Origin of the sequence: Serratia proteamaculans (assembly GCF_013337185.1) — a bacterium.
GTDB classification, from domain to species: domain Bacteria; phylum Pseudomonadota; class Gammaproteobacteria; order Enterobacterales; family Enterobacteriaceae; genus Serratia; species Serratia proteamaculans_D.
Genome location: NZ_SWDE01000007.1, coordinates 147,106 through 173,723, shown reverse-complemented (window position 1 = coordinate 173,723; position 26,618 = coordinate 147,106). Strand labels below are relative to the sequence as shown.

The 26,618-nt window shown below is 56.7% G+C and carries 20 protein-coding genes; 15 read left to right on the top strand and 5 right to left on the bottom strand.

Features of this window, described 5'->3' with window-relative positions; translation table 11 throughout:
* Window positions 1-250: 250 nt before the first annotated feature.
* Entirely contained in the window at window positions 251-1,195 is a 945-nt protein-coding gene (locus FCL49_RS21895; RefSeq protein ID WP_174355130.1) for a LysR family transcriptional regulator, read from the bottom strand.
* A gap of 113 nt (window positions 1,196-1,308) precedes the next feature.
* Here FCL49_RS21895 and FCL49_RS21890 point away from each other — a divergent pair, with 113 nt between their 5' ends.
* The 8 genes from FCL49_RS21890 to FCL49_RS21855 all read left to right on the top strand — a co-directional run bounded on the left by FCL49_RS21890 (window position 1,309) and on the right by FCL49_RS21855 (window position 11,311).
* Window positions 1,309-2,799, top strand: a complete 1,491-nt coding sequence (locus FCL49_RS21890) for an aldehyde dehydrogenase family protein (protein ID WP_174355129.1) — start codon at window positions 1,309-1,311, stop codon at window positions 2,797-2,799.
* Entirely contained in the window at window positions 2,800-3,834 is a 1,035-nt protein-coding gene (locus FCL49_RS21885) for a cupin domain-containing protein (protein ID WP_174355128.1), read from the top strand.
* Between the two features lie 69 nt (window positions 3,835-3,903).
* Window positions 3,904-4,767 carry a fumarylacetoacetate hydrolase family protein gene (locus FCL49_RS21880; protein WP_174355127.1) on the top strand — a complete coding sequence of 288 codons (864 nt, stop codon included), beginning with the start codon at window positions 3,904-3,906 and terminating at the stop codon, window positions 4,765-4,767.
* 86 nt (window positions 4,768-4,853) lie between these two features.
* On the top strand, window positions 4,854-5,327 hold the full coding sequence (gene greB, locus FCL49_RS21875; protein ID WP_174355126.1) for a transcription elongation factor GreB: 474 nt from the start codon (window positions 4,854-4,856) through the stop codon (window positions 5,325-5,327).
* Between the two features lie 157 nt (window positions 5,328-5,484).
* Window positions 5,485-7,821: a Tex family protein gene (locus tag FCL49_RS21870; RefSeq protein WP_174355125.1), complete on the top strand. Its 2,337-nt coding sequence runs from the start codon at window positions 5,485-5,487 to the stop codon at window positions 7,819-7,821.
* A 639-nt stretch (window positions 7,822-8,460) separates the two neighbouring features.
* Window positions 8,461-8,685 carry a ferrous iron transporter A gene (gene feoA / locus FCL49_RS21865; protein WP_037426593.1) on the top strand — a complete coding sequence of 75 codons (225 nt, stop codon included), beginning with the start codon at window positions 8,461-8,463 and terminating at the stop codon, window positions 8,683-8,685.
* Window positions 8,686-8,756: 71 nt separating this feature from the next.
* Window positions 8,757-11,072, top strand: coding sequence for a Fe(2+) transporter permease subunit FeoB (gene feoB / locus FCL49_RS21860; protein WP_174355124.1), 2,316 nt, complete (start codon window positions 8,757-8,759; stop codon window positions 11,070-11,072).
* Complete coding sequence (locus tag FCL49_RS21855; protein WP_135318375.1) at window positions 11,072-11,311, top strand: FeoC-like transcriptional regulator; 240 nt, start codon at window positions 11,072-11,074, stop codon at window positions 11,309-11,311. The genes feoB and FCL49_RS21855 overlap by 1 nt, the downstream gene beginning before the upstream one ends.
* A 46-nt stretch (window positions 11,312-11,357) precedes the next feature.
* Here the strand turns inward: FCL49_RS21855 and FCL49_RS21850 are convergent, their stop codons facing one another.
* Window positions 11,358-11,642: a YdgH/BhsA/McbA-like domain containing protein gene (locus FCL49_RS21850; protein WP_135318376.1), complete on the bottom strand. Its 285-nt coding sequence runs from the start codon at window positions 11,640-11,642 to the stop codon at window positions 11,358-11,360.
* 246 nt (window positions 11,643-11,888) lie between these two features.
* Entirely contained in the window at window positions 11,889-12,686 is a 798-nt protein-coding gene (gene bioH, locus FCL49_RS21845) for a pimeloyl-ACP methyl ester esterase BioH (RefSeq protein ID WP_174355123.1), read from the bottom strand.
* Between the two features lie 42 nt (window positions 12,687-12,728).
* Here bioH and gntX point away from each other — a divergent pair, with 42 nt between their 5' ends.
* Window positions 12,729-13,412: a DNA utilization protein GntX gene (gntX, locus tag FCL49_RS21840; protein ID WP_174355122.1), complete on the top strand. Its 684-nt coding sequence runs from the start codon at window positions 12,729-12,731 to the stop codon at window positions 13,410-13,412.
* Between the two features lie 67 nt (window positions 13,413-13,479).
* A complete protein-coding gene (gene nfuA, locus FCL49_RS21835; protein WP_012147309.1) occupies window positions 13,480-14,055 on the top strand; it encodes a Fe-S biogenesis protein NfuA in 576 nt (191 codons plus the stop codon).
* 82 nt (window positions 14,056-14,137) lie between these two features.
* On the opposite strand, the gene malQ is transcribed toward nfuA, so the two are convergent.
* Together malQ and malP are read right to left on the bottom strand one after the other, a co-directional pair.
* On the bottom strand, window positions 14,138-16,228 hold the full coding sequence (gene malQ, locus FCL49_RS21830) for a 4-alpha-glucanotransferase (protein WP_174355121.1): 2,091 nt from the start codon (window positions 16,226-16,228) through the stop codon (window positions 14,138-14,140).
* A gap of 9 nt (window positions 16,229-16,237) precedes the next feature.
* A complete protein-coding gene (gene malP, locus FCL49_RS21825) occupies window positions 16,238-18,643 on the bottom strand; it encodes a maltodextrin phosphorylase (RefSeq protein ID WP_174355120.1) in 2,406 nt (801 codons plus the stop codon).
* A 544-nt stretch (window positions 18,644-19,187) separates the two neighbouring features.
* Here malP and malT point away from each other — a divergent pair.
* From malT to glpD, 5 genes are all read left to right on the top strand, one after another.
* The gene (malT, locus tag FCL49_RS21820; protein WP_174355119.1) at window positions 19,188-21,902 is read left to right on the top strand and encodes an HTH-type transcriptional regulator MalT; all 2,715 of its coding nucleotides are present in this window, start codon (window positions 19,188-19,190) and stop codon (window positions 21,900-21,902) included.
* A gap of 785 nt (window positions 21,903-22,687) precedes the next feature.
* Entirely contained in the window at window positions 22,688-23,014 is a 327-nt protein-coding gene (glpE, locus tag FCL49_RS21815; protein ID WP_012147313.1) for a thiosulfate sulfurtransferase GlpE, read from the top strand.
* Between the two features lie 166 nt (window positions 23,015-23,180).
* The gene (gene glpG, locus FCL49_RS21810; RefSeq protein WP_174355118.1) at window positions 23,181-24,017 is read left to right on the top strand and encodes a rhomboid family intramembrane serine protease GlpG; all 837 of its coding nucleotides are present in this window, start codon (window positions 23,181-23,183) and stop codon (window positions 24,015-24,017) included.
* 36 nt (window positions 24,018-24,053) lie between these two features.
* Window positions 24,054-24,812, top strand: coding sequence for a DeoR/GlpR family transcriptional regulator (locus FCL49_RS21805; RefSeq protein WP_020837378.1), 759 nt, complete (start codon window positions 24,054-24,056; stop codon window positions 24,810-24,812).
* 267 nt (window positions 24,813-25,079) lie between these two features.
* Complete coding sequence (glpD, locus tag FCL49_RS21800; protein ID WP_174355117.1) at window positions 25,080-26,588, top strand: glycerol-3-phosphate dehydrogenase; 1,509 nt, start codon at window positions 25,080-25,082, stop codon at window positions 26,586-26,588.
* Window positions 26,589-26,618: the final 30 nt, after the last annotated feature.

Here is a 26,618-nt window from a genome sequence, read left to right as displayed (position 1 = left end):
ATATTCTAGACTAAATTGTTACAAAGCTTATTCTTTTACCGAGTTATCAATATCTTTCATACAGCAGACTAATTAATCCACACATTATTGTCTCGTTTCGCCGTAAAAAGCCCACTCAGCCCTCCCGCAAGAATGACATCGCCTTCGTGGGCCGCAGGGGTCGACACTCAAATTAATAACGTATTTATAACCTGATTAGCCCTGGTTCAGGCGAGCGTGCCTTCAGTCTAAGCCGCCAGCGACAATGCACCTAATGTTCTCCGGGGCATTCATCGGCACTATTGTCGTCATCGCGTTGGAATAACCCACGTATTTCCCCCCGTAGCCATTGATTGCCGCGGTCATGATGAGCGCGCTCATGCCAATACTGCATCACCGGGAACTGAGGTATTGAGAAAGGCACCGGGTAAATATGCACCTTGCCCGCAGCCTGCAGTAACTGCGCCGCCTCATAGGTCACCGTGGCGAGCAGGTCGGTTTGGGCAATGATATGGGTCAGGCTCAGAAAATGGCTGGTCTGCAGTTTGACGTTACGCACAATCCCCTGCTCCCTCATCGCCTGTTCGGCAATTTCCTGGCTGCGAATACGCAAACGGGCGGTCACATGTTCAGCCTGCAAAAACTGCGGCAGAGACAGCGTTTTGCCAATCTGCGGATGGCCCTGGCGTACCGCACAGCAGAACCCACTGTAAAATAACCGCTGCTGATAAAAAACGGCGCGGCGCAGATCGGGAAAATAACCGATAGCCAGATCGACCCGTCCGCTTTCCAGCGCCTCTTCCAATTGCGCCGGGGCCAGCTCATGGCTGACCACCGCCATCCCTGGGGCCACCTTAGCCAGGTGGTTAATCAGGGGAGGTAAAAAATACTGCTCGCCGATGTCCGGCATACAGAGCGTCAACGTTCTGCGGCTAGCCGCAGGATCAAATCCCACCGGTTGCAAAACATCATCGCGGATCATCGACAGCACCCGTTCGACGGACGGCATCAGTTCGCTGGCCCGGTCAGTCGGGCACATTTCGTTATTAATCCGCACAAACATCGGATCGTCAAACAGCTGCCGCAGGCGAGCCAGCGCATGGCTCACCGCTGGCTGGCTGATGCCCAGCAACTGCCCCGCCAGGCCGACGCTCCGCTGGCGAAAGATAGCGTCAAACACCACCAATAAATTTAAATCGACGTTCTTCAAATTCATTTTTCTTATTCGCCCAATAAATCACATTCGATTGATTGATTGTAGGCAGCAGATATTCTCCCAGTACATAGGAATTTTCATTTCATTAACAAAAATGCATCACAGGAGCGGTTATGCAGACAGGTGACCAGACCCACTCAGCCAGGCCAAAAGCACTGCACTGGATCGATGGCCAATGGCAGGATTCGACCAAACAAGGCATCAGTATCAGCCCGACGGATGGCTCCGAACTGGGAGAATTTGCCGACGGCGGCACCGAGGAAGCCGCGATGGCGATTGCCGCAGCCCAACGCGCATTTGTGCCGGCATGGAGCCGCGACCGACAGCTGCGGGCCCGCTGCCTGAATCAAATGGCCGATCGATTTGAACAGCATGCGGAAACCCTGGCCCGGATCCTGGCGCAAGACAACGGTAAACCACTGAGCGAAGCCCGCTTTGAGGTTCAGTTCATTCCCAGCAAACTGCGCTACGCCGCCGCACTGGCGCTGACCACTTATGGGCGTGCCATGGAGATCCAACCCGGCGCCTTATCCCGGGTACTGTACGAACCGCTGGGCGTGGTCGGGGTGATCACTCCGTGGAATTCACCGGCCATTCTTACCATCAGATCGCTGGCCCCGGCGTTGGCCGCGGGCAATACCGTCGTGATCAAACTGCCGGCTCAGACCGCTCAGGTTAACGCCGCATTCGCCCGCATTCTGGCCGAAGTCGACAGCCTGCCGCAGGGGGTGGTGAACCTGTTCACCGAAAGCGGCAGTGACGGCGCCATGTTACTGGTCAGCAGCCCGGCAGTCCCGGGCATCAGTTTTACCGGCAGCACCCGCACCGGACGTACATTGGCGGCCAACGCCATGCAGCGGGTCAAACGCATCTCGCTGGAATTGGGTGGGAAAACGCCGCACCTGCTGTTCGAAGACGCCGACCTGGATCGCGCCTTGCCGATGATCGTGCGTTCACTCACCACCTTCAGCGGTCAATTCTGCGTTACCGGCAGCCGTTTACTGGTACAGCGCGCGATCTATCCGCAGGTTAAAGCCCGCATGGCCGCCTTGCTGGAGGCGGTAAAAATCGGGCCGTCGCTGGAGCCAGGCGTTGAGCTGGGGCCGTTGATCGACCAACAAAGCGTCCTGCGGGTCGATGCCATGGTCACTGCCGCGCTGGCCCAAGGGGCCAAATCTGTAGTTCGCGGTGGGCCGGTCGTGGAAGGTCCATTAGCCAAAGGCGCGTTCTACCGACCTACTCTACTGGAAGTGCCCAACAGCGATATGGACATTGTGCAGCAGGAGGTTTTCGGGCCGGTGCTCACGCTGGAGGTCTTTGACGACGAAGCGCAAGCGATCGCCTCCGCCAATCATAGCGACTACGGACTGGCCGCCAGTATCTGGTCGATGGATGCCAACCGCCCGCATCGGGTAGCGCGGGAAATTCAGGCCGGTAGCGTGTGGATTAACGACTGGGCGCAAATTCACGATGAGTTCGAAGAGGGTGGGTACAAACAGAGCGGCCTCGGGCGTTTGAACGGTATCGCCTCGCTGGACAGCTTTATGGAATACAAACACGTCTATCAAAATGTGGGGGTTACCGACCCGCAGGGGAATGAATAAATGAACATCGATATTCAGCAACTGCAAAAGAAACACCTGTTCCCACTATGGGAGTCGCTGCATGGCCTGGTCCCCAATCAGCCGGAACCTCAGGCTACGCCTTATCAATGGCATTACGCTGAGGTCAAAGACGCGCTGTTGGATATCGGCTCAAAGATCGACATCGAACGTGCCGAACGTCGCGTGCTGGTCATGGAAAACCCGTCGTTGCCACCGGGTTCGTCACGCATCACCGACACGCTGTATGCCGGGATGCAAATGGTGCTGCCGGGTGAAATTGCCCCCTTACATCGCCACACCCCCACCGCCCTGCGCTTTATTCTGGAGGCCGAAGGCGGTAACACAACGGTGGACGGCGAAAAGACTACGCTGCATCCGGGGGATTTTATCATTACCCCTTCATGGCGTTGGCACCAGCACCAAAATGACACCGATAAACCGATATTCTGGCTCGATGGCCTGGATGCCCCGCTGCTGCACTTTCTCAAGGCCGGGTTTCGGCAAGATCGCCTGCCCGCAGGCCAAACGCTGGAGCCACGTCCGGAGGGCGATGCCCTAGCCCGCTACGGTGCCGGCCTGATGCCGCTGGAGTACCATCCAACGGGGCAGAGCCAGCCCTCGCCGATATTTAACTATCCGTATCAACGCACCCGCGAAGCGCTGGAACAGTTACAGCGCCATAGTGAAATAGACCCGGCCAGCGCCATCAGCCTGCGTTACATCAACCCGGCCAACGGCGATTGGGCCATTCCCACCCTCGGCACCGTCATCACGCTGCTGCCCAAGGGGTTTACCAGCCTCTACCAGCGTGGCAATGCCAGCCAGGTGCTGGTGGTGATGGAGGGAGAGCTGGAGGTCCGGCTAACCGGGGGGATCCGCTTCAGGCTAAAACCGAAAGACATCTTTGCGCTGCCTTCATGGATCAGCTACCAGCTGTCGGCACCTGACGGCGATGCGGTCTGCTTTAGCTTTTCCGATCGTCCGGTGCTGGAAAAACTGGGGATCTGGCGGCATGAGATCACGCCAGAAGGCTGATATCCCCCGTTCAACCGGCCCATTCAGCGGCCAACGCCATCCTATTTTTGCTTTCAGAGGACCTATATCATGAAGATCTGCCGCTTCAATCACGACCGGATAGGGATCATCCGGCAGCAGCGGGTGTACGACATCACGCCGATGTTTCACGACCTCCCTCCCGCCCATTGGCCCGCACCGCCCGCCGACTGGATGATTAGCCATTTCCCCTTCATTGCGAAGGCACTGGGCGAAAATTGGGAACGGCTGGAGAACTACCCGCTGGAGCAGGTAAGCCTGAACGCACCGGTGGCCAATCCAGGTAAAATTGTCGCCGCGCCAATTAATTACCGCGATCACATCGCCGAAGCCAATGCCGACCAGCAAATCAACCATGGCAAGGTCTATACCGATATCAGCGAATACGGCCTGTTTCTCAAAGCCAACAGCTCGCTGTGCGGGCCGAACGAAGTCATACCTCTGCCCATCCCCGGGCGACGTACCGATCCAGAGGTCGAACTGGCAGTGGTCATTGGTCAACGCGCCCGCAACCTGCCTGTCGAGCGGGCGCTGGAGGCAGTATTCGGCTACGCTATCGGCATAGACATGACCGTACGCGGCTCGGAATTTCCCTCTTTCCGTAAATCGGCCGATAACTTTTCGGTATTGGGCCCGTGGATTGTCACCCCCGACGAAATCGGCGACCCGAACACACTGGATCTCAGCATTCGGGTCAACGGCCAGCTCAGGCAGCAGTCCAACACCCGCCACCTGATTTATAACGTACAACGCCTGATCGCCTATGCCTCGGCGATGTTTACCCTGTGGCCGGGGGACGTGATTTATACCGGTACGCCATCAGGGGTCTCCGCGATACAGGCAGGCGACCGCATCGACGTCAGTATCGAGCGCATAGGTGCGATGTCGGTCACGATCGCCGACAGCGTCCCCTGACTGGCCCTATTTTCGATGCCTCTGGCCCCGTATCTGTCGTACACTTCGCGCTATAGGTTCCACTATTGCCACGGTAACAAGGTTGTATGAGAACACCGCTTATTACCCGCGAAGGGTACGAAAAACTGAAACAAGAGCTGGACTACCTCTGGCGTGAAGATCGGCCAGAGGTCACCAAAAAAGTGACCTGGGCGGCCAGTCTCGGTGACAGAAGTGAAAATGCCGACTATCAGTACAACAAAAAACGGCTGCGAGAGATCGATCGCCGGGTGCGTTATCTGACCAAATGCCTCGAACAGTTGAAGGTCGTCGACCACTCGCCGCAGCAGGAAGGTAAAGTGTTCTTCGGCGCCTGGGTGGTGGTGGAAAACGAAGATGGCGAGACCAAACGCTTTCGTATCGTCGGCTATGACGAGATTTTTGGCCGCCGGGACTATATCTCCATCGACTCACCGATGGCCCGCGCCCTGCTGAAAAAAGAAGTGGGAGATGCCGCCACCGTCAACACCCCGGCAGGCGATGCGCTGTGGTATGTGAATGAGATCGAGTACGTTAAATAAGATTTCAGTTTTTTCCGAGCGGCCGCCCACCGCCGCGGTACAGGCCGCTTTGCGCATCATGGCTGCCGAGAGGCGGCCCGCTTCACTGGCATTTTCCGCGCGCAATCCGTATAACTGTCCCCCTGTTTACTAACCATTCTCAACAGATACCAGACCTATGAATGACCCACTGAGCCGCATTATTGCAACAGAACTGCAGGCCCGGCCGGAGCAAGTTGACTCCGCCATCCGTCTGCTGGATGAAGGTAATACCGTGCCCTTTATTGCACGCTATCGTAAGGAAGTCACCGGGGGTTTGGACGATACCCAACTGCGCCAGCTGGAAACCCGCCTGGGTTATCTGCGTGAACTGGAAGACCGCCGTCAGACCATCCTTAAATCGATCGACGAGCAGGGCAAACTGACCGAACAGCTGGCGGGGGCGATCACCGCCACGCAAAGCAAAACCGAACTCGAAGACCTCTACCTGCCGTACAAACCCAAGCGCCGCACCCGTGGGCAGATCGCGATTGAAGCCGGTCTGGAGCCGCTGGCAAACACCCTGTGGCAGGATCCTCAGCAGCAACCTGAACAGTTGGCCGAAGGCTACGTTAACGCCGACAAAGGCGTGGCGGACGTTAAAGCCGCCCTCGACGGCGCGCGTTACATCCTGATGGAGCGCTTCGCCGAAGACGCCGCACTGCTGGCCAAGGTTCGTAATTACCTGTGGAAGCACGCGCATCTGGTATCCAAAGTGGTGGAAGGCAAAGAAGAAGCCGGCGCGAAATTCCGTGACTACTTCGATCACCATGAGCCTATTGCCCAGGTGCCTTCACACCGTGCGCTGGCCATGTTCCGTGGCCGCAACGAAGGCGTGCTGCAACTGGCGCTGAACGCCGACCCGCAGTTTGAAGAAGCCCCGCGCGAAAGCCAGGCGGAACAGATCATCATCAGCCATCTCGATCTGCGCCTGAATAACGCCCCGGCAGATGCCTGGCGCAAAGCGGTGGTCAACTGGACCTGGCGTATCAAGGTGCTGCTGCACCTGGAAACCGAACTGATGAGTACCCTGCGTGAGCGTGCAGAAGACGAAGCAATCAACGTCTTCGCCCGTAACATGCACGATCTGCTGATGGCCGCACCGGCCGGTATGCGTGCAACCATGGGGCTGGATCCGGGCTTGCGTACCGGGGTGAAAGTGGCGGTGGTGGATGCCACCGGCAAGCTGGTCGCCACCGATACCGTCTATCCGCACACCGGCCAGGCCGCCAAAGCCGCCGCCATCGTTGCGGCCCTGTGCATCAAACATAAAGTGGAACTGGTCGCCATCGGCAACGGTACCGCATCGCGTGAGACCGAGCGTTTTTACCTTGATTTGCAACAGCAGTTCGGCGAAGTCAAAGCGCAGAAAGTGATCGTCAGCGAAGCCGGTGCCTCGGTGTATTCCGCCTCTGAACTGGCGGCGCTGGAGTTCCCGAACCTCGACGTCTCGCTGCGTGGCGCCGTCTCCATCGCCCGCCGCCTGCAGGATCCGCTGGCCGAGCTGGTAAAAATCGATCCGAAATCCATCGGTGTCGGTCAGTACCAACACGATGTCAGCCAAAGCCAACTGGCGAAAAAGCTGGATTCAGTGGTTGAAGACTGCGTAAACGCCGTCGGGGTCGATCTGAACACCGCCTCGGTGCCGCTGCTGACCCGCGTGGCCGGCCTGACGCGCATGATGGCGCAGAACATCGTCACCTGGCGTGACGAGAACGGCCGTTTCAGCAACCGCGAGCAACTGTTGAAAGTCAGCCGCCTGGGGCCAAAAGCCTTTGAACAGTGCGCCGGCTTCCTGCGTATCAACCACGGCGACAACCCGCTGGACGCTTCGACCGTTCACCCGGAAACCTACCCGGTGGTCGAACGCATTCTGGCGGCCACCCGCCAGGCACTGCAGGACCTGATGGGTAACCCGGCAACCGTACGCAGCCTGAAGGCCAGCGATTTCACCGACGATAAGTTCGGTGTGCCAACGGTGACCGACATCCTGAAGGAGCTGGAGAAACCGGGCCGCGATCCACGTCCGGAATTCAAAACTGCCACCTTCGCCGACGGCGTTGAAACTCTCAATGACCTGCAGCCGGGGATGATCCTGGAAGGTTCGGTGACCAACGTCACCAACTTCGGGGCCTTTGTCGATATCGGCGTGCATCAGGACGGACTGGTACATATCTCCTCGTTGGCGGACAAGTTTGTCGAAGATCCGCACACCGTGGTGAAAGCCGGCGACATCGTCAAAGTGAAGGTGATGGAAGTTGACCTGCAGCGCAAACGCATCGCGCTGAGTATGCGTCTGGACGAGCAACCGGGTGAAGGTTCACCACGCCGCGGCGGTAACGCCACCCCGGCCAGGGACAACGCCAACCGGGCTCCGGCTAATAAGAGCAAACCGCGCGGCGGCAACAACAACACCTCGGCGGGTAACAGCGCCATGGGTGATGCGCTGGCAGCGGCATTCGGCAAAAAATCCTAACCAGCAGTTATGCCTGGGTACACAGGGCGGAATGAATTCCGCCCTTTCCCAATAAAATATCCCCGCGATTTTTTGACCCGCCTCAATAAACCTGCATTTTTCTCCAATCTTGCCGCCGGCCATAATCCCGCCCTATTTCAGGTCTGAAAATAGCGCCACACCGCCATCGATTAACACCGTTATTAACATCAGGTTCTCATTTTGGTATTTCTCAGAGAAACACAAATAGTTACCGCTCGTATTCAGCCGATGAGATGTTGCCAAATAAAGACCAATCGTGACGCTGCCGGATCATAGCTGTCGAATTTGTCGCTAATTTTTTCAATCTGGAAAAAGTTACTACAATCACGCAACTGATTTAACTCACCATTCTCATTTGCACCGGGCCTGGCCGGGTGATAAAAGTAGTCCCGTCAGGCAATCTCGATCGTTAAATGTGATCGCCACAACCTTTGGTTACCAATACCCCTATTTCTTGTATTGAATACGATAATGATTCTCACTATTATTATTTTGCGTGTTCACTACATTACTTCATGGATTGAAAACGTCGGTGGCGCGTCATGTTTACCACGGCGCTTCCTTTGGAACGTTCTTTTATCATCATCAGCCCAATCAACTGGGCTCAGGGAAGGTTACATGCATCTTCTGCCTAAACGGTCGTATAAGATCGCCGGCTTCGCCAATGAAATCGGCCCAGCCTACCGCCAGAAACTTTTATCGCTCGGCATGCTGCCGGGTTCATCGTTTGAAGTGGTGCGCGTAGCGCCGCTGGGCGATCCCATAGAAATTAAAACCCGCCGCGTCAGCCTGGTGCTGCGCAGGAAAGATCTGGCCCTGATCCTGCTCGACGGCCAATCCTGACGCTGAGCCGCCTTGCCTTGGCCACGCACATTGCCTGGCCCAATTTCCCTTGACTGATATCACGCAAAATTATGAAAAAACTCACTATTGGCTTAATAGGAAATCCTAATTCCGGTAAGACGACGCTGTTTAATCAGCTTACCGGCGCGCGCCAGCGGGTCGGTAACTGGGCGGGGGTGACGGTAGAGCGTAAAGAAGGCCAGTTCACCACGCCGCAATCCCAGGTCAAACTGGTCGATCTGCCCGGCACCTACTCCCTGACCACCATCTCGGAACAAACCTCGCTCGACGAACAAATCGCCTGCCACTACATCCTGAGCGGCGACGCCGACCTGTTGATCAACGTGGTCGACGCTTCCAATCTGGAGCGCAATCTGTACCTGACGCTGCAGCTGTTAGAACTGGGCATTCCCTGCATCGTTGCGCTGAACATGCTGGATATCGCCAGAAGCCAGAAAATTGATATTGATATCGCCGCACTGTCCGCACGCCTCGGCTGCCCGGTGGTACCACTGGTCTCCACCAAGGCCGACGGTATTGGCGTGCTAAAGCAGATGATCGACAATCATCAGTTCAACGAATTGAAAGCGCTGGTGCTCTACCCGCCGGTGCTGCTGAAAGAAATGACCACGCTGAGCGACGCGATGCCGCAAAGCCTGCCGAGCGAACAGCGTCGCTGGTTGGCACTGCAGATGCTGGAAGGCGATATCTACAGTCATACTTTGGCCGGCCCGGCGGCGGCTCTGCTACCGGCAGCCAAAGAGGCGCTGCGACAGCAGCAACAGGAAGACCCGGCACTGGTGATCGCCGATGCGCGCTATCAGTCGATCGCCACCCTCTGTGACGCCGTCAGTAATTCTCAGCAGGCGATGCCAAATCGCCTGACCGAGGCATTGGATAAAGTGATCCTCAATCGCTGGCTGGGGGTGCCGATCTTCCTGCTGGTGATGTATCTGATGTTCCTGCTGGCGATCAACATCGGCGGCGCGCTACAGCCGATTTTCGATATTGGCTCGGCAGCCATCTTTATCCAGGGCATTCAATGGGTGGGCTATAACCTGCATTTCCCGGAATGGCTGACCATTTTCCTGGCGCAAGGGGTCGGTGGCGGTATCAACACCGTGCTGCCGCTGGTGCCACAAATCGGCATGATGTATCTGTTCCTGTCATTCCTTGAAGACTCCGGCTACATGGCGCGAGCAGCCTTCGTGATGGATCGCCTGATGCAGGCGCTCGGCCTGCCGGGTAAATCTTTCGTGCCGTTGATTGTCGGTTTCGGCTGCAACGTGCCTTCGATCATGGGTGCACGCACGCTGGATGCCCAGCGCGAACGCCTGATTACCATCATGATGGCGCCCTTCATGTCCTGCGGTGCCCGGCTGGCAATCTTCGCCGTCTTTGCCGCCGCCTTCTTCGGCCAGGATGGAGCAGGCGTGGTGTTCTCCCTGTATATGCTCGGCATTGTGGTGGCGATCCTCACCGGGCTGGTGCTGAAGTACACCATCATGCGCGGCGAAGCCTCTCCCTTTGTTATGGAGCTGCCGGTCTACCACGTGCCGCACCTGAAAAGCCTGCTGCTGCAAACCTGGCAGCGACTGAAAGGCTTCGTCCTGCGTGCCGGTAAAGTGATCGTGATTGCCAGCATCTTCATTGGCGGTCTGAACAGCTTTTCGTTCAGCGGCAAGCCGGTGGATAACATCAATGACTCCGCTCTGGCATCGGTGTCCAAAGTGCTGACGCCGCTGCTGCAGCCGATGGGCGTACACAATGATAACTGGCAGGCCACCGTCGGCCTGGTCACCGGGGCCATGGCGAAAGAAGTGGTGGTCGGTACGCTGAACACGCTGTACACCGCCGAACACATCAACAACACCGAGTTTGATGCCGCCAACTTTAACCTGCTGGACGAACTGGGCGGCGCCCTGGATACCACCTGGCAGGGTTTGAAAGACACCTTCAGCCTGAGCGTGCTGTCCAACCCGATTGAGGCCAGCAAGGGCGACGGCGAAATGGACGTCGGTTCGATGGGCATGATGAGCAGTAAATTCGGTTCAGGAGTCTCCGCCTACAGCTACCTGATTTTCGTGTTGCTGTACGTCCCCTGCGTCTCGGTCATGGGGGCCATCGCCCGTGAATCCAGCCGCGGCTGGATGACCTTCTCCATTCTCTGGGGGCTGAATGTCGCTTACTCGTTGGCCACGCTGTTTTATCAGGTCGCCACCTTCAGCCAGCACCCGCAGTACAGCCTGACGGCGATAACCATCGTGGTGCTGTTCAATGTATTGATCCTGTTCGGCCTGCGCCGGGCGCGCAGCCGAGTCACGGTGCGTCTGGGCAACGCCACACCCGCAGCCTGCTGTCAGGGTGCCAAGGGCAACTGTCACTGATGGCCGGTCTGTTGCAGATCCGCGATGCCATAGCGCTGCACGGCGACGTGCAGGCGCTTCAGCTCAGCCGTCAGTTGGCGGCCCCGCTGCCGTTAGTGCAGGCAATGCTGGAGCGTTTAATCGCGATGGGGAAAGTGGAACGGATCGAGCAGGATAACAGCGCCTGCCTGAGCGGCAGTTGCAAAAGCTGCCCTGAGGGCCAGGGATGCAGTACGGTAGTCTATCGTTTGAAGTCGTAAGGAAGGATCGGGGCGCGGCACAGGCGCGCCCCTGTTTAATCAGTCGTTATTTCTTGTCTTTATACACGTCAGCAATAGCGCTGAACTTACCGTGTTCACGACCTGCCAGAATAACGTAATATTGGCCGCCTTTTTCATCAGCCAGTTTGGACAGCTCATCTTTTGCGTCCATTGGCGACGTGGTCTGTGCGGTAGTGGTTACTGTCCCCACTTTCTCGTATTTACCCGGATTCTTGTCCAGATCTTCCTTGGTCAGCAGGGTCGCTGCCATGGTGCTGAAAGACACTGAACCTACAACTAACGCGGCAATAATCATTTTCAAAGATTTCATTACAATACCTCTCAATGGATAATTTATTTATTATGAAAACTGTCCAGGGTAAATGCGTCATAACACCGGCTGCCGTGACATCTTCTGACCTCGTTGCTTTCCCTGACGAGAGCCGTTTTCCCAGAGACGAAACGCCAAAGTAAAAAAACCATCAACGGTTTTTTCATTTCCCAGCCAACGCAGTTACCCCCCTAAGTATCGGACAGGTTTATTTTTTATCCACTAAGCGGCTATTTTTTTAACGCTTTATTGTGCGTTTTCGCGGCGGATCCCACTTTCGGCCACAAAGGTGCAGATAATTTCAGCGAATTCATCAGGCTGAGAAATAAATGGCGCGTGGGCTGCTTTCGCAATGATGATTGACGGTGAGTGTGGCCAACTGACGTCGAGTAATTGGGCGACCTTACGCGGCACTAATCCGTCCAGATAACCGTAAACCCGCAACAAGGGTAGCGACAGCTGTGCCAACGGCTGGCGGAGGTCGGCAGTCCGCAATATTTCAAGACCGCCGTTCAGGACTTCAACGCTCGGCGTCGGCTGGTTAAGCACCACCGATTTCAGCAGGCGGGCGTCCTGTCGTGCGCTTTCCGTTCCCAGCGTCTGTAATGCCAGAAAACGCTCTACGGTGCGCTGAAAATCCTGGCTCAGCTGATGCTGAAAACCGCTCAGCACTTCCGGGCGGATCCCTGGCCAGTCATCATTCTGTGCCGCAAAGCATGGCGAAGAAGCCACGGTGATCAACCCATGCACTCGTTGCGGCTGCATCAACGCAATCTGGCTGGCCACCAGCCCACCGAGTGACCAACCCAACCACCAGGCCTGCGCCGGCGCGGCGTCCAACACAATTTCCGCCATTTGCTCGAGCGACATGGCAGCAAACCCCTGGCTGCGGCCATAACCCGGCAGATCGACCAGATGCAGGCGAAAATGCGGCGTCAGCCGCTCAAGCATGCAACTCCACACTTCCGCGTTCAGCCCCCAGCCGTGCAGCAGCACAAGATCGCGATCGCCTTCACCTATTGTTTGCCAGTACAACGCTGTCATCGGTTATTGTCCTTTCATTCTCATCCGTCAGGGAGGACGGCTATGCTATCAATCTACAGCCGCTGTTGGCTATGCCGACAGCCATTACGCCTCAGCCATCATGGCATCTGCAGCTATTGCCTGCGCCACCTGCCGGCCAAACCCTTATGTTGCCCCCGCTGCGGCCTGCCCGCCGGCGATACCGCATTACCCTGTGGCCGCTGTCTGCAGCAACCGCCCCCCTGGCAGGCGCTGGTGTTCGTCAGCGACTACCAGGCCCCGTTGCGTCAGCTAATCAAAAAATTCAAATTTCAGCATACGCCGGAGCTGGCACCGCTGCTGGCTCGGCTAATTTTGCTACACTGGCAACAAGCGCATCGGGAGCAGCATTTGAACAGACCTGATGTGATTTTAGCGGTACCCTTGCAGGCAAAACGTTGCTGGCGACGCGGTTATAACCAGAGCAACCTGCTGGCACGGCCACTGGCTTACTGGCTGGGCTGCGACTACCGCCCCGCGGCCCTGAGCCGGGTACGCAAAACCGCCCCGCAGCAAGGGTTGCCGGCCCGCATGCGGCGGCGTAATCTGCGCGGAGCATTTCGTTGCCATGAGTCCCTCGAGGGCCGACACGTCGCTCTGTTGGACGATGTGGTAACGACAGGCAGTACGGTGGCGGAAATTGCCAGGTTGTTGCAGCGGCAGGGTGTGGCATCAATACAGATCTGGTGCGTTTGCCGCACGTTGTAGTGCCACGGCAATGGGCGTATTATAACCTAGTATAGAAGTCAACTATTTGAACTAACGAGCTAATGCCATGATTCGTATAACAGATACTGCACAGGAACACTTTGCCAAACTGCTGGCAAATCAAGAGGAAGGCACCCAAATCCGCGTATTCGTGATCAACCCGGGTACGCCTACGGCCGAATGCGGTGTCTCTTATTGCCCGCCGGACGCGGTTGAAGCGACAGACACCGAGCTGAAGTTCGAAAAGCTGTCCGCCTATATCGACGAACTGAGCAAGCCTTATCTGGATGATGCCGAAATTGATTTCGTCACCGACCAACTGGGCTCACAGCTGACGCTGAAAGCGCCAAACGCCAAAATGCGCAAAGTAGACGACAATGCCCCGCTGATGGAGCGTGTTGAATACGTACTGCAGTCACAGATCAACCCACAGCTGGCAGGCCACGGCGGCCGTGTGACGCTGATGGAAATCACTGATGACAGCCTGGCGATCCTGCAGTTTGGTGGCGGCTGTAACGGGTGTTCCATGGTCGATGTGACCCTGAAGGAAGGCATCGAGAAAGAGCTGCTGCAGAAGTTCCCTGAACTGAAAGGCGTGCGCGATTTGACCGAGCACCAGCGCGGTGAGCACTCCTACTATTAATCCTCTGTTTTAGGGCCAGATGCCCCACAGCGGATAAAAAAATGCCGGATTCGGTTTACCCAATCCGGCATTTTTACCTCAATTAGCCTACCGATACCTTACGCCGCCGCTTGTCCAAATCCTTCAGTAACCGGTTAACCTGCTGATCGGCAAACATCTCCTCCAGCGTTTGGGTCAATTTACGCCGCCAGTTAGGGTACTGACTGCTGGTACCTGGAATATTGACCGGATCCGCCATGTCCAGCCAGTCTTCCGGCTGCAGACCCAGCAAGGCGCTGGCACTGTCGGCGACATAACGCTGTAAACCCCGGTTAAGCAACGGGCTCATCTGTAACAACGCCGCCTTTTTTCCTACCTTTTGTGGCACACAACCATAGTGGTGCAGCCCGTCAAGCAGGCCCTGCTTGGCTCGTTCACGGTCGGCAAACAGCCCTTTGAGGATCTCCGCATCCGGGTACAGCCCCAGTTGGTTACCCAACTGCAGGTCACCACTTTGCCAATAGCCGCGCAGCGTCGGCAGATCGTGCGTGGTGATGGTCGCCATGGCCTGTACCGGATAGGCCTGCGGTGCACGGAAGTGGTTCTCACCGTCACGTTCGAAGTACAGCACCTTATAGGAATAAACCCCGCTGTCGCGCAGCTTACCGACAATCTCAACCGGCACGGTCCCGAGGTCTTCGCCAATCACCATGCAACGGTGGCGTTGGCTTTCCAGCGCCAGCACCGCCAGCAGATCGTCCACCGGGTATTTCACATAGGCACCGTGAACCGCGGTTTCACCGTAGGGGATCCACCACAGGCGCAGTAACGCCATCACGTGATCAATGCGCAGCGCGCCGCAGCTGGTCATATTGGCACGCAGCAGATCGATAAACGGCTGATAGCCGCGCGCCGCCATCACATGCGGGTCCATCGGTGGCAGGCCCCAGTTTTGCCCGAGCGGCCCAAGAATATCCGGCGGTGCGCCCACCGAGGCTTTCAGACAGTAAAGCTCGCGATCGCACCAGGTTTCCGCCCCCCCTTCCGCCACCCCGACCGCCAAATCGCGATACAGGCCAATTGGCATCTGCTGTTGCTGGCTCTGGCGGAAACAATCGGCGAACTGGCTGGCGGCCAGCCACTGCAGCCACAGGTAAAACTGCACCTGATCCTGCTGTTGCTGACAAAATTGCTGCACCGCAGCGCTATCGCCCTGTTGATATTGCTCCGGCCAGGCCGGCCAGCCCCACAGGCTGCTGTCTTTGGCGGCCAGATGGGCATGCAGCGCATCAAAGGCCGCCTGTTGATACAGGCTGTCACCGCCTTCGAGAACAAACTGCTCAAATGCCTGACGCTGCTCGTCACCCGCTTTACGCGCCTGGAACTGCGGGAATGCCAGCTTCAGCGCCGCCAGCTTCAGCTGCGTCACCGTGCTGTAATCCACCTGTTCAGTGCTACGCGCTGCGGCCAGTTTTTTCTGCGTGGTCGGTTTCAACCACCATTGCTGTGCGGCGTCGTTGCGCTGGAAATCTTCCACCGCGTTCACATCGATATAAATCACGTTCAGCCAGCGGCGCGATGACGGGCTGTACGGGCTGGCGCTTTCCGGATTGGCCGGATACAGCGCGTGGATCGGGTTCAGTCCGACAAAAGCACCGCCCCGTTCGCCGACCTGCTCTACCATCTGGCGCAGATCGCCAAAGTCACCGATGCCCCAGTTACGGTCTGAACGCAGAGTATAAAGCTGGACGCAAGCGCCCCACAGCTTCTTTCCGGTCAACAAAGCGTCCGGTTCAAAGCAGCGTTTCGGTGCCACGATCAGCCGACATTGCCACTGCTGCTCGCCCTGCTTGAGTGTCAGCTGGTGGTAACCCGGCGGTAATTCGCCCGGTAGGGTAAAGGTTTTACGCGCGCTGGCACGTCCCTGTAGCTGGCCACCGTCTTCGCGCTGCAGCGTCCACAGATACTCGCCGCTGCCTGCCGGCAGCAATGCCACCGGTGCCCCCTGATAGAAGACCTTCACCGCCGGTAGTGGCAGCACTGCGGCCTCCAATGGGGTCGTACTGCGCCCCATAGCGTCCAGCAGTCGGCGCTTGGTGTCCTCAGCGATCGCCTGCTGTTGGCCGTGGGCATTAATATAATCGGCAGCGATACCCGCCTGAGCTGCCGCCTGATCGATGACCTTGTGCTCCATTCGTTCTCCTTAACGCTTGGCTTGCCAGATACGCTGCTGGTAGTCACGAATCGAACGATCCGAACTGAACATACCGACACGCGCGGTGTTAAGAATAGTACGACGCGTCCACTCATCACGGTCACGGTAGAGTTCATCTACCTGCTGTTGAGCTTTGCAATAAGAAGCAAAGTCCGCCAGCACCAAATAAGGGTCGCCGCCTTCCAGCAGGCTGTGCAGCATCATGTCGAAAGCATGCTTGTCGCCGTGGCTGAACGCTCCGCTCGCCAGTTCATCCAGGATCGCCTTCAGGTGTTTGTCTTTCTTGCGGTAGCTAAGCGGATCATAGCCTTTTGCCAGCAGCGCCTTCACCTGATCCACGGTGTTACCAAAGATAAAGATATTGTCTTCACCCACCTGCTCGGCGATTTCCACGTTGGCGCCATCCAGGGTGCCGACGGTCAGCGCGCCGTTCAATGCCAGCTTCATGTTGCCGGTGCCGGAAGCTTCTTTGCCGGCAGTGGAGATCTGCTCGGAAATATCCGCCGCCGGGATCATCAGTTCGGCCACAGACACGCGGTAGTCAGGAATAAACGCCACTTTCAGTCGATCCTTCACCAGCGGATCGTTGTTGATCTTTTCCGCCGCCTGGTTGATCGCGTAAATGATGTTTTTCGCCAGGTAGTAGCCCGGGGCCGCTTTGGCGCCGAACAGGAATACCCGCGGCACGATATCGAGTTGCGGGTTATCGCGCAGTTGGCGATACAGCGACAGAATGTGCAGCAGGTTCAAATGCTGGCGTTTGTATTCGTGCAGACGTTTGATTTGTACGTCGAAAATCGCGTCCGGATTGAGCGTCAACCCCATCACGTCGTGCACATAGTTGGCCAATACGACTTTGTTATCGCGTTTGATTTGCTGATAACGCTGGCGGAACGCCGCATCATCGGCGTATTTCTCCAGCCCTTTCAGAGCGTCGAGATCGTTCGCCCACTCCACCTTCAGCGTTTCATCAATCAGCCCTGACAGCGCCGGGTTACACTGCTTCAGCCAGCGGCGTGGCGTAATGCCATTGGTGACGTTATGGAATTTGTTTGGCCACAGCTGGTGATATTCCGGGAACAGGTCCTTCACCACCAGATCGGAGTGCAACTGGGCCACGCCGTTAACCGCAAAGCCGCTGACCACGCACAGGTTAGCCATGCGCACCTGTTTATCATGGTGCACCGCCAGCTTGGCCCACACCGCCTCGTCGCCCGGCCAGTGTTTATCCACCAGCTTTTTGAAGTTGGCATTGATCTGCTTGATGATGGAGAAATGACGCGGCAGCAGGCTTCGCACCAGCTTCTCATCCCAGCACTCCAGCGCTTCCGGCATCAGGGTATGATTGGTGTAGGCGAAAGTTTTGCTGGTAATCGCCCAGGCGGCATCCCAGTCCAACTGATGCTCATCGAGCAGAATGCGCAGCATTTCCGGAATGGCGATGGTCGGGTGGGTATCATTGAGCTGGATCACTTCGTACTTCGGCAGGTCTTCAATCTTGCGGCCCGCCAGATGGTGTTTACGCAGAATATCGGCCACCGAACAGGCACACTGGAAGTATTGCTGCATCAGGCGCAGGCGCTTGCCCGCCTGGTGGTTATCATTCGGGTACAGCACCTTGGTCAGCTTGGCCGCTTCCACGCCCTGTTTCTCCGCCTGCAAGAATTTGCCGTCGTTGAAATCGCTCAGATCAAACGGATGCTGATGGGTGGCCTGCCACAGGCGCAGCGGCTGGGTCACACCATTACGGAAGCCCAACACCGGCAGATCCCAGGCTTCACCGCGCAGGGTAAACTCAGGGCGCCACAGTTCGCGGCCATCGGCCAGTTTCTCCAGTTTCCCACCGATACCGACATCCACCGACAGCGCCGCATTGTGGCGGAACCACGGGTAGCTTTCACGCTGCCAGTTGTCCGGAGCCTCTTGCTGCTGGCCGCCGCTAAATGACTGACGGAACAGCCCATACTGATAATTCAGCCCGTAGCCGGTGGCCGGTTGCTCCACCGTCGCCATCGAGTCCAGGAAACAGGCTGCCAGGCGCCCCAGCCCGCCATTACCCAGCGCCGGATCGGTTTCCTGCTCCAGCAGATCCGCCAGCTTGATATCCTGCTCCGCCAATGCCTGCTCGACGGTATCGTACCAGCCCAGGTTAATCAGATTGTTAGCCGTCAGGCGGCCAATCAGAAACTCCATCGAAATGTAGTTCACATGGCGCAGCGACTTATTGCTTTTACGCGGAGCCGGTTGTGCAGCAAGCTGCTCGGCCAGTGCGCGGCTGACCGCTTCCCACCATTGGTGCTGGGTCATCTGTTGTGCAGAACTGAGGCCAAACTGTTGCCACTGACGGGTCAGTGCCGCCAGAAAAGCATCCTTTTTAAGCGTAGGCTGTGACATAAGGAAAACTCTCTATCCAGTAAGTGGGTCAAATTACCGTTATCGTGCCGGGGAGAAACAGTGAAGGCATCATCCCGCCTGGGGATTAGCTGGGGAGGAGGATTGGGGCGTAGCTAAAATTGTGATCTCAGGCACTTTTTGACTCCCTTGCATCATGCAAAAAAGCCCACCGACGAAGGCAGCGAGCACCGAGAATAAGGTGAAAACTTGTTCAATGACGTTAGCATAGTTATTGCAGCGGCTATAGTGTTGCACACAGCCGGAAATGCTTTTCTGCCTCTGTGTCACCAAACCGCACCACCACGCCGCTATTCCACAGGGATTTGCCTGCAAACGTAAAAAAGTGTGATCAATAGCAATTTAACTCCAAGCCAATGCTGAACCTTGTTGCAATACGTTTAACGTTGTCAGAACTTAGGAGGGGGATTAATTACGAGCCATAAAATAATTAGTCGCACTCCGATCCCGGCAGGCGTCGCGATGAAAAAAACGCCATCGGGCAGGCCTACGGCGGCGGGAACCGCGCTTTTCACTCTGGAATACTATGCTGATCCCATCAAAACTGAGCCGTCCGGTACGGCTGCAAAATACCGTGATCCGCGATCGCCTGTTGGCCAAACTCGCCAGCACGGCCAACTATCGCCTGACATTGGTCAATTGCCCTGCGGGATACGGAAAAACGACGCTGGTCGCCCAATGGGCGGCCGGAAAATCAGATCTGGGCTGGTACTCGCTGGATGAAAGCGACAACCAGCCAGAGCGTTTCGCCAGCTATCTGATCGCCGCCCTGCAACTCGCCAGCGGCGGCCACTGCGTGAAGAGCGAGGCGCTGAGCCAAAAACATCAGTACGCCAGCCTGTCGGCGCTGTTTGCCCAGCTGTTTATCGAACTTTCCGAATGGCACCAACCGCTGTATCTGGTGATTGATGACTACCACCTGATCACCAATGATGTCATTCATGAAGCCATGCGCTTTTTCCTGCGCCACCAGCCGGAAAACCTGACGCTGATCCTGCTGTCCCGCACCCTGCCACCGCTGGGCATTGCCAACTTGCGCGTGCGCGACCAACTGCTGGAAATGGGCACGCAACAGCTGGCCTTTACCCATCAGGAAGCCAAACAGTTCTTCGACTGCCGTCTGGTGGCACCAATGGAATCGCAAGACAGCAGCCGCCTGTGCGATGAGGTCGAAGGTTGGGCCACCGCGCTGCAGCTGATCGCGCTGTCCGCCCGGCAGTCCACCTCTTCCGCCCAACAGTCTGCCAAGCGCCTGGCCGGGCTGAACGCCAGCCATCTGTCGGATTATTTGGTGGACGAAGTGCTGGATCACGTCGACGCCGAGGCGCGCGCCTTCCTGCTACGCTGTTCGGTGCTGCGCTCGATGAATGATGCATTGATCGTACGTCTGACCGGCGAAGACAACGGCCAGCAACGGCTGGAAGAGCTGGAACGTCAGGGATTATTTATCCACCGCATGGACGATAGCGGCGAATGGTTCTGCTTCCATCCGCTATTCGCCACTTTCCTGCGTCAACGCTGCCAGTGGGAACTGGCGCTGGAACTGCCGGGCTTGCACCGTGCCGCCGCCGAAGGCTGGCTGGCGCTGGGTTATCCGGCAGAGGCCATTCACCACGCGCTGGCCGCCAGCGACGTCAGCATGCTGCGCGACATCCTGCTGCAGCACGCCTGGTCGCTGTTTCATCACAGCGAATTGGCCTTGCTGGAAGAGTGTTTGAATGCGCTGCCGTATGAACGGCTGATCCAAAATCCCAAGCTGGCGCTGCTGCAAGCCTGGTTGGCACAAAGCCAACACCGCTACAGCGAAGTGAACACCCTGCTGGAACGCGCCGAACAGGCGATGCGCGAGCAAAAAATTGAGGTCGATCGCACCCTGGAGGCTGAATTTGACGCCCTGCGCGCCCAGGTGGCGATCAACGCCGGTAAGCCGGAAGAAGCCGAACGCCTGGCTACCGAAGCGCTGAAGTTCCTGCCACTTTCCAGTTATTACAGCCGTATTGTCGCCACCTCGGTGACCGGCGAAGTCCATCACTGCAAGGGCGAACTGGCCCGTGCACTGCCGATGATGCAGCAAACCGAGCAGATGGCGCGACGCCATCAGGCTTACCACTACGCGCTGTGGGCACTGTTGCAGCAGAGCGAAATTCTGATCGCTCAGGGTTTCCTGCAGGCCGCCTTTGAGACCCAGGACAAAGCGTTTGAACTGGTACGTGAACAGCACCTGGAACAATTGCCGATGCATGAGTTCCTGCTGCGCATCCGTTCACAAATCCTGTGGTCATGGTCGCGGCTGGACGAAGCGGAAGATGCAGCCCGTGAAGGTCTTAAAATCCTGGCCAACTACCAGCCCCAGCAACAGTTGCAATGCATCGCGCTGCTGGCCAAGTGTTCGTTGGCCCGTGGTGACCTGGATAACGCCAATGCGCACATGCAACGTTGCGAAGTGCTGCTGCACGGTACCCAGTATCATCGCGACTGGCTGACCAACGCCGACAAACCGCGGGTGATCCACTGGCAGATGACCGGCGATACTGCCGCCGCGGCCCAATGGCTGCGCCAGACTGAAAAGCCCGGCATGGCGCATAACCACTTTATGCAGGGCCAGTGGCGCAACATTGCCCGGGTGCAAATCATGCTGGGCCAGTATGAAGAGGCCGAAGTGGTGTTGGATGAACTCAACGAAAACGCCCGACGCCTGCGGCTGGTCAGCGATCTGAACCGTAACCTGTTGCTCAGCAACCAACTTTACTGGCAGATGGAACGCAAAAGCGACGCGCAAAAGGTGCTGATGGAGGCTTTATCACTGGCCAGCCGCACCGGATTTATCAGCCACTTCGTCATTGAAGGTGAAGCGATGGCGCAGCAGCTGCGCCAACTGATCCAGCTCAATACGCTGCCGGAGCTGGAAAACCACCGCGCCCAACGTATCCTGCGCGACATCAACCAGCATCATCGGCATAAGTTTGCGCATTTTGACGAGAACTTCGTCGATAAGCTGCTAACCCACCCACAGGTGCCGGAGCTGATCCGCACCAGTCCGCTGACACAGCGCGAATGGCAGGTGCTGGGGCTGATTTATTCCGGTTACAGCAACGACCAGATCGCCGGCGAACTGGCGGTGGCCGCCACCACCATCAAAACCCATATCCGTAACCTGTACCAGAAGCTGGGCGTAGCCCACCGCCAGGAAGCGGTGCAGCAGGCACAACAGCTGCTGAAGATGATGGGGTATGGTGCTTAACGGAAGTACTTTTGATGTAAAAAGATGGCCGCCAAGCGGCCATTAGGTTGCTGACAAAGCAGGAAAAAGCGTGGTTTTTCCTGCTTTGTAGTGATCAGCCGAAAATCAATAAATTGATTTTCCTGATTTTTATTTATCGACCACTACTCGCTCTGGTCAGGAATGAGGTTTGTCATCAGTTAAGTGGCCGCAAAGCGGCCATCTGGCTTACTTGCTCTGGTGATAGATTGTTACTGAAATAACGTTGTCGGAGAGATTCCAACTTCCCTTTCCAGACGACAACATCGCACCAGATACAACGAGCACAACACAAAAGTATCGTTTCATTGTGCGGTCCATGCTCAAACCGCTTCACGGTAGCACCACCGGTGATACTGCCGTGAAAGACAAGCACCGGGTCGTGCTTGCATTTACGGCTATTGGAATCCTTTCCCCAAAACCGATGCCCACTTGCTTAAGGTGGCGGAAAAGCCCACAAATACTATATGCCTTTTATACCGGTCTGACACTTGACACTTCATGTTAAGCAGAACAAAATATGAACACCGGATCGTGCTTGCACTATATTAGTACCGAACCTGCTGGAATGGCCGCTTACCGGACTAGCACGAAAACACCGCCACCTCGGCGGTTTTTTTGTTTCTGTCCCTCAAGACATGCCTGTCAGCCCACAGGGTAAATTTAAAAAATATACGCCCCCAAAAACCACAACGTCGCTCTGGTCTTAATTGCCTCGGAGTTGGTTACAATAGCGACATTATCTAATTACGAGGCAGTCGGAAGTCATGGAACAGTTTGAAGCGATCAACGTTGAGCAGGCATACAGCCGTTGGAAAGACGGCAGCGCCGCCCTGGTTGATATCCGCGATCCACAAAGTTTTGAAGCCGGGCACACGCCGGGCGCTTTCCATCTCACCAACGCCAGCCTGCAGACTTTTATGCAGCAGAATGATTTTGAACGGCCGGTGATGGTGATGTGCTACCACGGCAACAGCAGCCGCAGCGCGGCGCAATACCTGCTGCATCAGGGGTTTGACGCGGTGTACAGCATCGACGGCGGCTTTGAGGCCTGGGCGCGCCAGTATCCGCAGGACGTTGAAACCTCCGCATAATCCTCTCCCCGCCTCCTGCGGCGGGTTCCTTTCTCGCGCCGTTAGTGAGTGTTTTTACTGGTTTTTCGCAGATCCTTTGCCTGCGCTCAGGATTTCGACGCTATAATCGGCCGTCAACGCCATCGGGTCACCGGCGGCTAAAATCATTCACTTAGACGGAAGAGCAATGGTTAGAGTAATCGCCGTATCCAATCCCCGCCTGGCGCAGGCCTTTGTCGACTACATGACGACACAGGGCATTGAGCTTAGGGTGCACAATACCGGCGAGGCGGCGGAAATCTGGTTGGCGGACGACAGCCATCTTGAGCAGGTACAACACGAACTGCAGCAATTTCTGATCGACCCGCTCAACAGTCGCTATCGCGCTGCCAGTTGGCAGGCCGGCAATACCGAAGCCGATCTGCACTATCAGGGTTTTTCTTATCTGCAAACCCTGCGCAGCAAGGCCGGGCCGCTGACGTTAAGCGTGATGGTACTGTGCATTGCGGTGTATATCCTGATGCAGGCGCTGGGCGATAATACGGTGATGTATTGGCTCTCCTGGCCGCAAGACAGCAGCCAGTACCTGCAGCTGTGGCGCTGGGTCAGCCACGCTTTCCTCCATTTCTCACTGCTGCACATCACCTTCAACCTGCTGTGGTGGTGGTATCTCGGCGGCCCGCTGGAAAAACGCCTCGGCAGCGGAAAACTGTTCGTGCTGGCCGTGGTCTCGGCCTTCTTCAGCGGCTGGGCGCAGTCACTGTTTAGCGGTGCCCTGTTCGGCGGCCTGTCCGGCGTAGTCTACGCGCTGATGGGTTACTGCTGGCTCAGCGGCGAGCGAGCGCCGGAACGCGGTCTGATGCTACCGCGCGGCCTGATGGTGTTTTCCGTCCTGTGGCTGGTGGCCGGATATTTCGATATTTTAGGAATGTCGATCGCTAACGCGGCACACGTGGCCGGTTTAGTGTTAGGGTTATTGATGGCATTTTGGGACACGCGTCATCGCGCGCATAACGAACAATAACAGCCAGGTACAAGCCAGGCGTTTTAGGGGATTACCGTGAAGCAAACACAGCGTCATGACGCTATTATCGAGCTGGTGCGCCTGCAGGGTTATGTCAGTACCGAAGAGCTGGTCGAACATTTTGACGTTAGCCCGCAAACGATTCGCCGTGATTTGAATGACCTGGCCGATCAGAACAAAATCCAACGCCACCACGGTGGGGCAGCCCTGCCTTCCAGTTCGGTCAATGCCGCCTACAACGATCGCAAAGTGATGTGGTCGGAACAAAAAGCGCGTATCGCCCAACGCGTCGCCAGCCAGATCCCGGACGGCGCCACGCTGTTTATCGACATCGGCACCACGCCGGAAGCGGTCGCCCATGCGCTGATGAATCACAAGAACCTGCGTGTAGTGACTAATAATCTGAACGTCGCGACTTTGCTGACCGCCAAGGAAGATTTTCGTCTGATCCTGGCCGGTGGCGAGGTACGTACCCGCGACGGCGGCATCATGGGTGAGGCCACGCTGGACTTTATCTCCCAGTTCCGCCTCGATTACGGCATTCTCGGTATCAGCGGCATCGATATGGACGGCTCGCTGCTCGAATTCGACTATCACGAAGTACGTACCAAACGCGCAATTATCGAAAACTCACGCTGCGTGATGTTGGTCACCGACCATTCCAAATTCGGCCGCAACGCGATGGTTAACCTCGGTAATATGAACCTGATCGACTACCTGTTTACCGATCAGCTGCCGCCGCCAAGCGTGATGAAAATCATCGAGCAGTACGACGTACAACTCGAGCTTTGCTAAGTCTTTTTCACCACACCTATCCCCAGCGGTGCTGCCTGTCGCGCCCGTAGTGCCTACCGTTTTATACAGGGTTCAGTCTACTGGACCCTGTAATTCCTGACTGAAATACCCCTCCTTTTTGTATAACTACTATCATCAAACTGTTACCTCTATCACGCCTAAATGTTTTTGTTTGGTTAAGTCTTGGCTTGTTTGTTGGTTTTTGATTACAATCATGAGCGAAAACGAACATGAAAGAGCTATTTCGAACATCTGGAGGAAGTTGACGTGGAAACCAAAGACTTGATCGTTATCGGTGGCGGCATCAACGGTGCCGGCATCGCGGCCGATGCTGCCGGGCGCGGGCTGTCCGTTCTGCTACTGGAAGCGCAAGACTTGGCCTGTGCTACGTCTTCCGCCAGTTCCAAACTGATCCACGGTGGCCTGCGCTACCTGGAACACTACGAATTCCGTTTGGTGAGCGAAGCGCTGGCCGAGCGTGAAGTGTTGCTGCGGCTGGCACCGCACATCGCCTTCCCGATGCGTTTTCGCCTGCCGCATCAGCCGCACCTGCGCCCGGCCTGGATGATCCGTATCGGCCTGTTCCTGTACGATCACCTGGGTAAACGCACCAGTCTGCCAGGCAGCAAGGGTTTGCGCTTTGGACCAGAATCGGTGCTGAAGCCTGAATTGAAGCGCAGTTTCGAATATTCTGACTGCTGGGTCGACGATGCTCGCCTGGTAGTACTCAATGCCCAGGAAGTGGAAAAGCACGGCGGTGAAGTTCGCACCCGCACTAAAGTGACCCGTGCATGGCGTGAAAACGGCCTGTGGATGGTGGAAGCGGTCGACGTCGACAGTGGCAAAACCTTTACCTGGCGCGCCAAGGGCCTGGTGAACGCCACCGGCCCATGGGTGAAACACTTCTTCGACGATGGTCTGAAGCTGAAATCCCCTTATGGTATTCGTCTGATCAAAGGCAGCCATATCGTGGTGCCGCGCGTACACGATCAGCCACAGTCCTATATTCTGCAAAACGAAGACCACCGTATCGTCTTCGTGATCCCATGGAATGACGAATTCTCGATCATCGGTACCACCGACGTGGAGTATCACGGCGATCCGAAAGACGTGAAGATCGACGATAACGAAATCAACTATCTGCTTAAAGTGTATAACGACCACTTCAAGAAGCAGTTGGGCCGTGACGATATCGTCTGGACCTACTCTGGCGTGCGTCCGCTGTGCGACGACGAGTCAGATTCGCCGCAGGCGGTGACCCGTGATTACACGCTGGACGTGCATGACGAGCAGGGCAAAGCGCCGCTGCTGTCCGTGTTCGGCGGCAAGCTGACTACCTACCGCAAGCTGGCTGAGCATGCGATGGAAAAACTGGCGCACTACTACCCTGGCTGCGGCCCGGCGTGGACCAAAAACGGTTCGCTGCCCGGTGGTGATATCGGTGGCGATCGCGACAGCTACGCCGCAAAACTACGCCGTGAGCACAGCTGGTTGCCGGAATCCCTGGCACGCCGCTTTGCACGCACCTACGGCAGCCACAGCGAGCTGATCCTGGCCAATGCCAATAGCCTCAGCGACCTGGGCGAAGATTTCGGCCATGGCCTGCATGAAGCTGAGTTACGCTACCTGATCGACAAAGAATGGGTGGTGGAACTCGATGACGCTATCTGGCGCCGTACCAAGCTGGGTATGTGGCTGGACGAAGCGCAGCAGGCACGGGTGAAAGCCTGGCTGGCAGAACACGCGAAAGCGAAAACGCTGTCTCTGGCATCGTAACTCGCCAAAGATAAAAAGGGCCGGATATCC

Bases quoted from the DNA above. Each gene is read 5' to 3' on its own strand.
- FCL49_RS21895 (WP_174355130.1), bottom strand. From the start codon at position 1,195: ATGAATTTGAAGAACGTCGATTTAAATTTATTGGTGGTGTTTGACGCT.
- FCL49_RS21890 (WP_174355129.1), top strand. From the start codon at position 1,309: ATGCAGACAGGTGACCAGACCCACTCAGCCAGGCCAAAAGCACTGCAC.
- FCL49_RS21885 (WP_174355128.1), top strand. From the start codon at position 2,800: ATGAACATCGATATTCAGCAACTGCAAAAGAAACACCTGTTCCCACTA.
- FCL49_RS21880 (WP_174355127.1), top strand. From the start codon at position 3,904: ATGAAGATCTGCCGCTTCAATCACGACCGGATAGGGATCATCCGGCAG.
- greB (WP_174355126.1), top strand. From the start codon at position 4,854: ATGAGAACACCGCTTATTACCCGCGAAGGGTACGAAAAACTGAAACAA.
- FCL49_RS21870 (WP_174355125.1), top strand. From the start codon at position 5,485: ATGAATGACCCACTGAGCCGCATTATTGCAACAGAACTGCAGGCCCGG.
- feoA (WP_037426593.1), top strand. From the start codon at position 8,461: ATGCATCTTCTGCCTAAACGGTCGTATAAGATCGCCGGCTTCGCCAAT.
- feoB (WP_174355124.1), top strand. From the start codon at position 8,757: ATGAAAAAACTCACTATTGGCTTAATAGGAAATCCTAATTCCGGTAAG.
- FCL49_RS21855 (WP_135318375.1), top strand. From the start codon at position 11,072: ATGGCCGGTCTGTTGCAGATCCGCGATGCCATAGCGCTGCACGGCGAC.
- FCL49_RS21850 (WP_135318376.1), bottom strand. From the start codon at position 11,642: ATGAAATCTTTGAAAATGATTATTGCCGCGTTAGTTGTAGGTTCAGTG.
- bioH (WP_174355123.1), bottom strand. From the start codon at position 12,686: ATGACAGCGTTGTACTGGCAAACAATAGGTGAAGGCGATCGCGATCTT.
- gntX (WP_174355122.1), top strand. From the start codon at position 12,729: ATGCTATCAATCTACAGCCGCTGTTGGCTATGCCGACAGCCATTACGC.
- nfuA (WP_012147309.1), top strand. From the start codon at position 13,480: ATGATTCGTATAACAGATACTGCACAGGAACACTTTGCCAAACTGCTG.
- malQ (WP_174355121.1), bottom strand. From the start codon at position 16,228: ATGGAGCACAAGGTCATCGATCAGGCGGCAGCTCAGGCGGGTATCGCT.
- malP (WP_174355120.1), bottom strand. From the start codon at position 18,643: ATGTCACAGCCTACGCTTAAAAAGGATGCTTTTCTGGCGGCACTGACC.
- malT (WP_174355119.1), top strand. From the start codon at position 19,188: ATGCTGATCCCATCAAAACTGAGCCGTCCGGTACGGCTGCAAAATACC.
- glpE (WP_012147313.1), top strand. From the start codon at position 22,688: ATGGAACAGTTTGAAGCGATCAACGTTGAGCAGGCATACAGCCGTTGG.
- glpG (WP_174355118.1), top strand. From the start codon at position 23,181: ATGGTTAGAGTAATCGCCGTATCCAATCCCCGCCTGGCGCAGGCCTTT.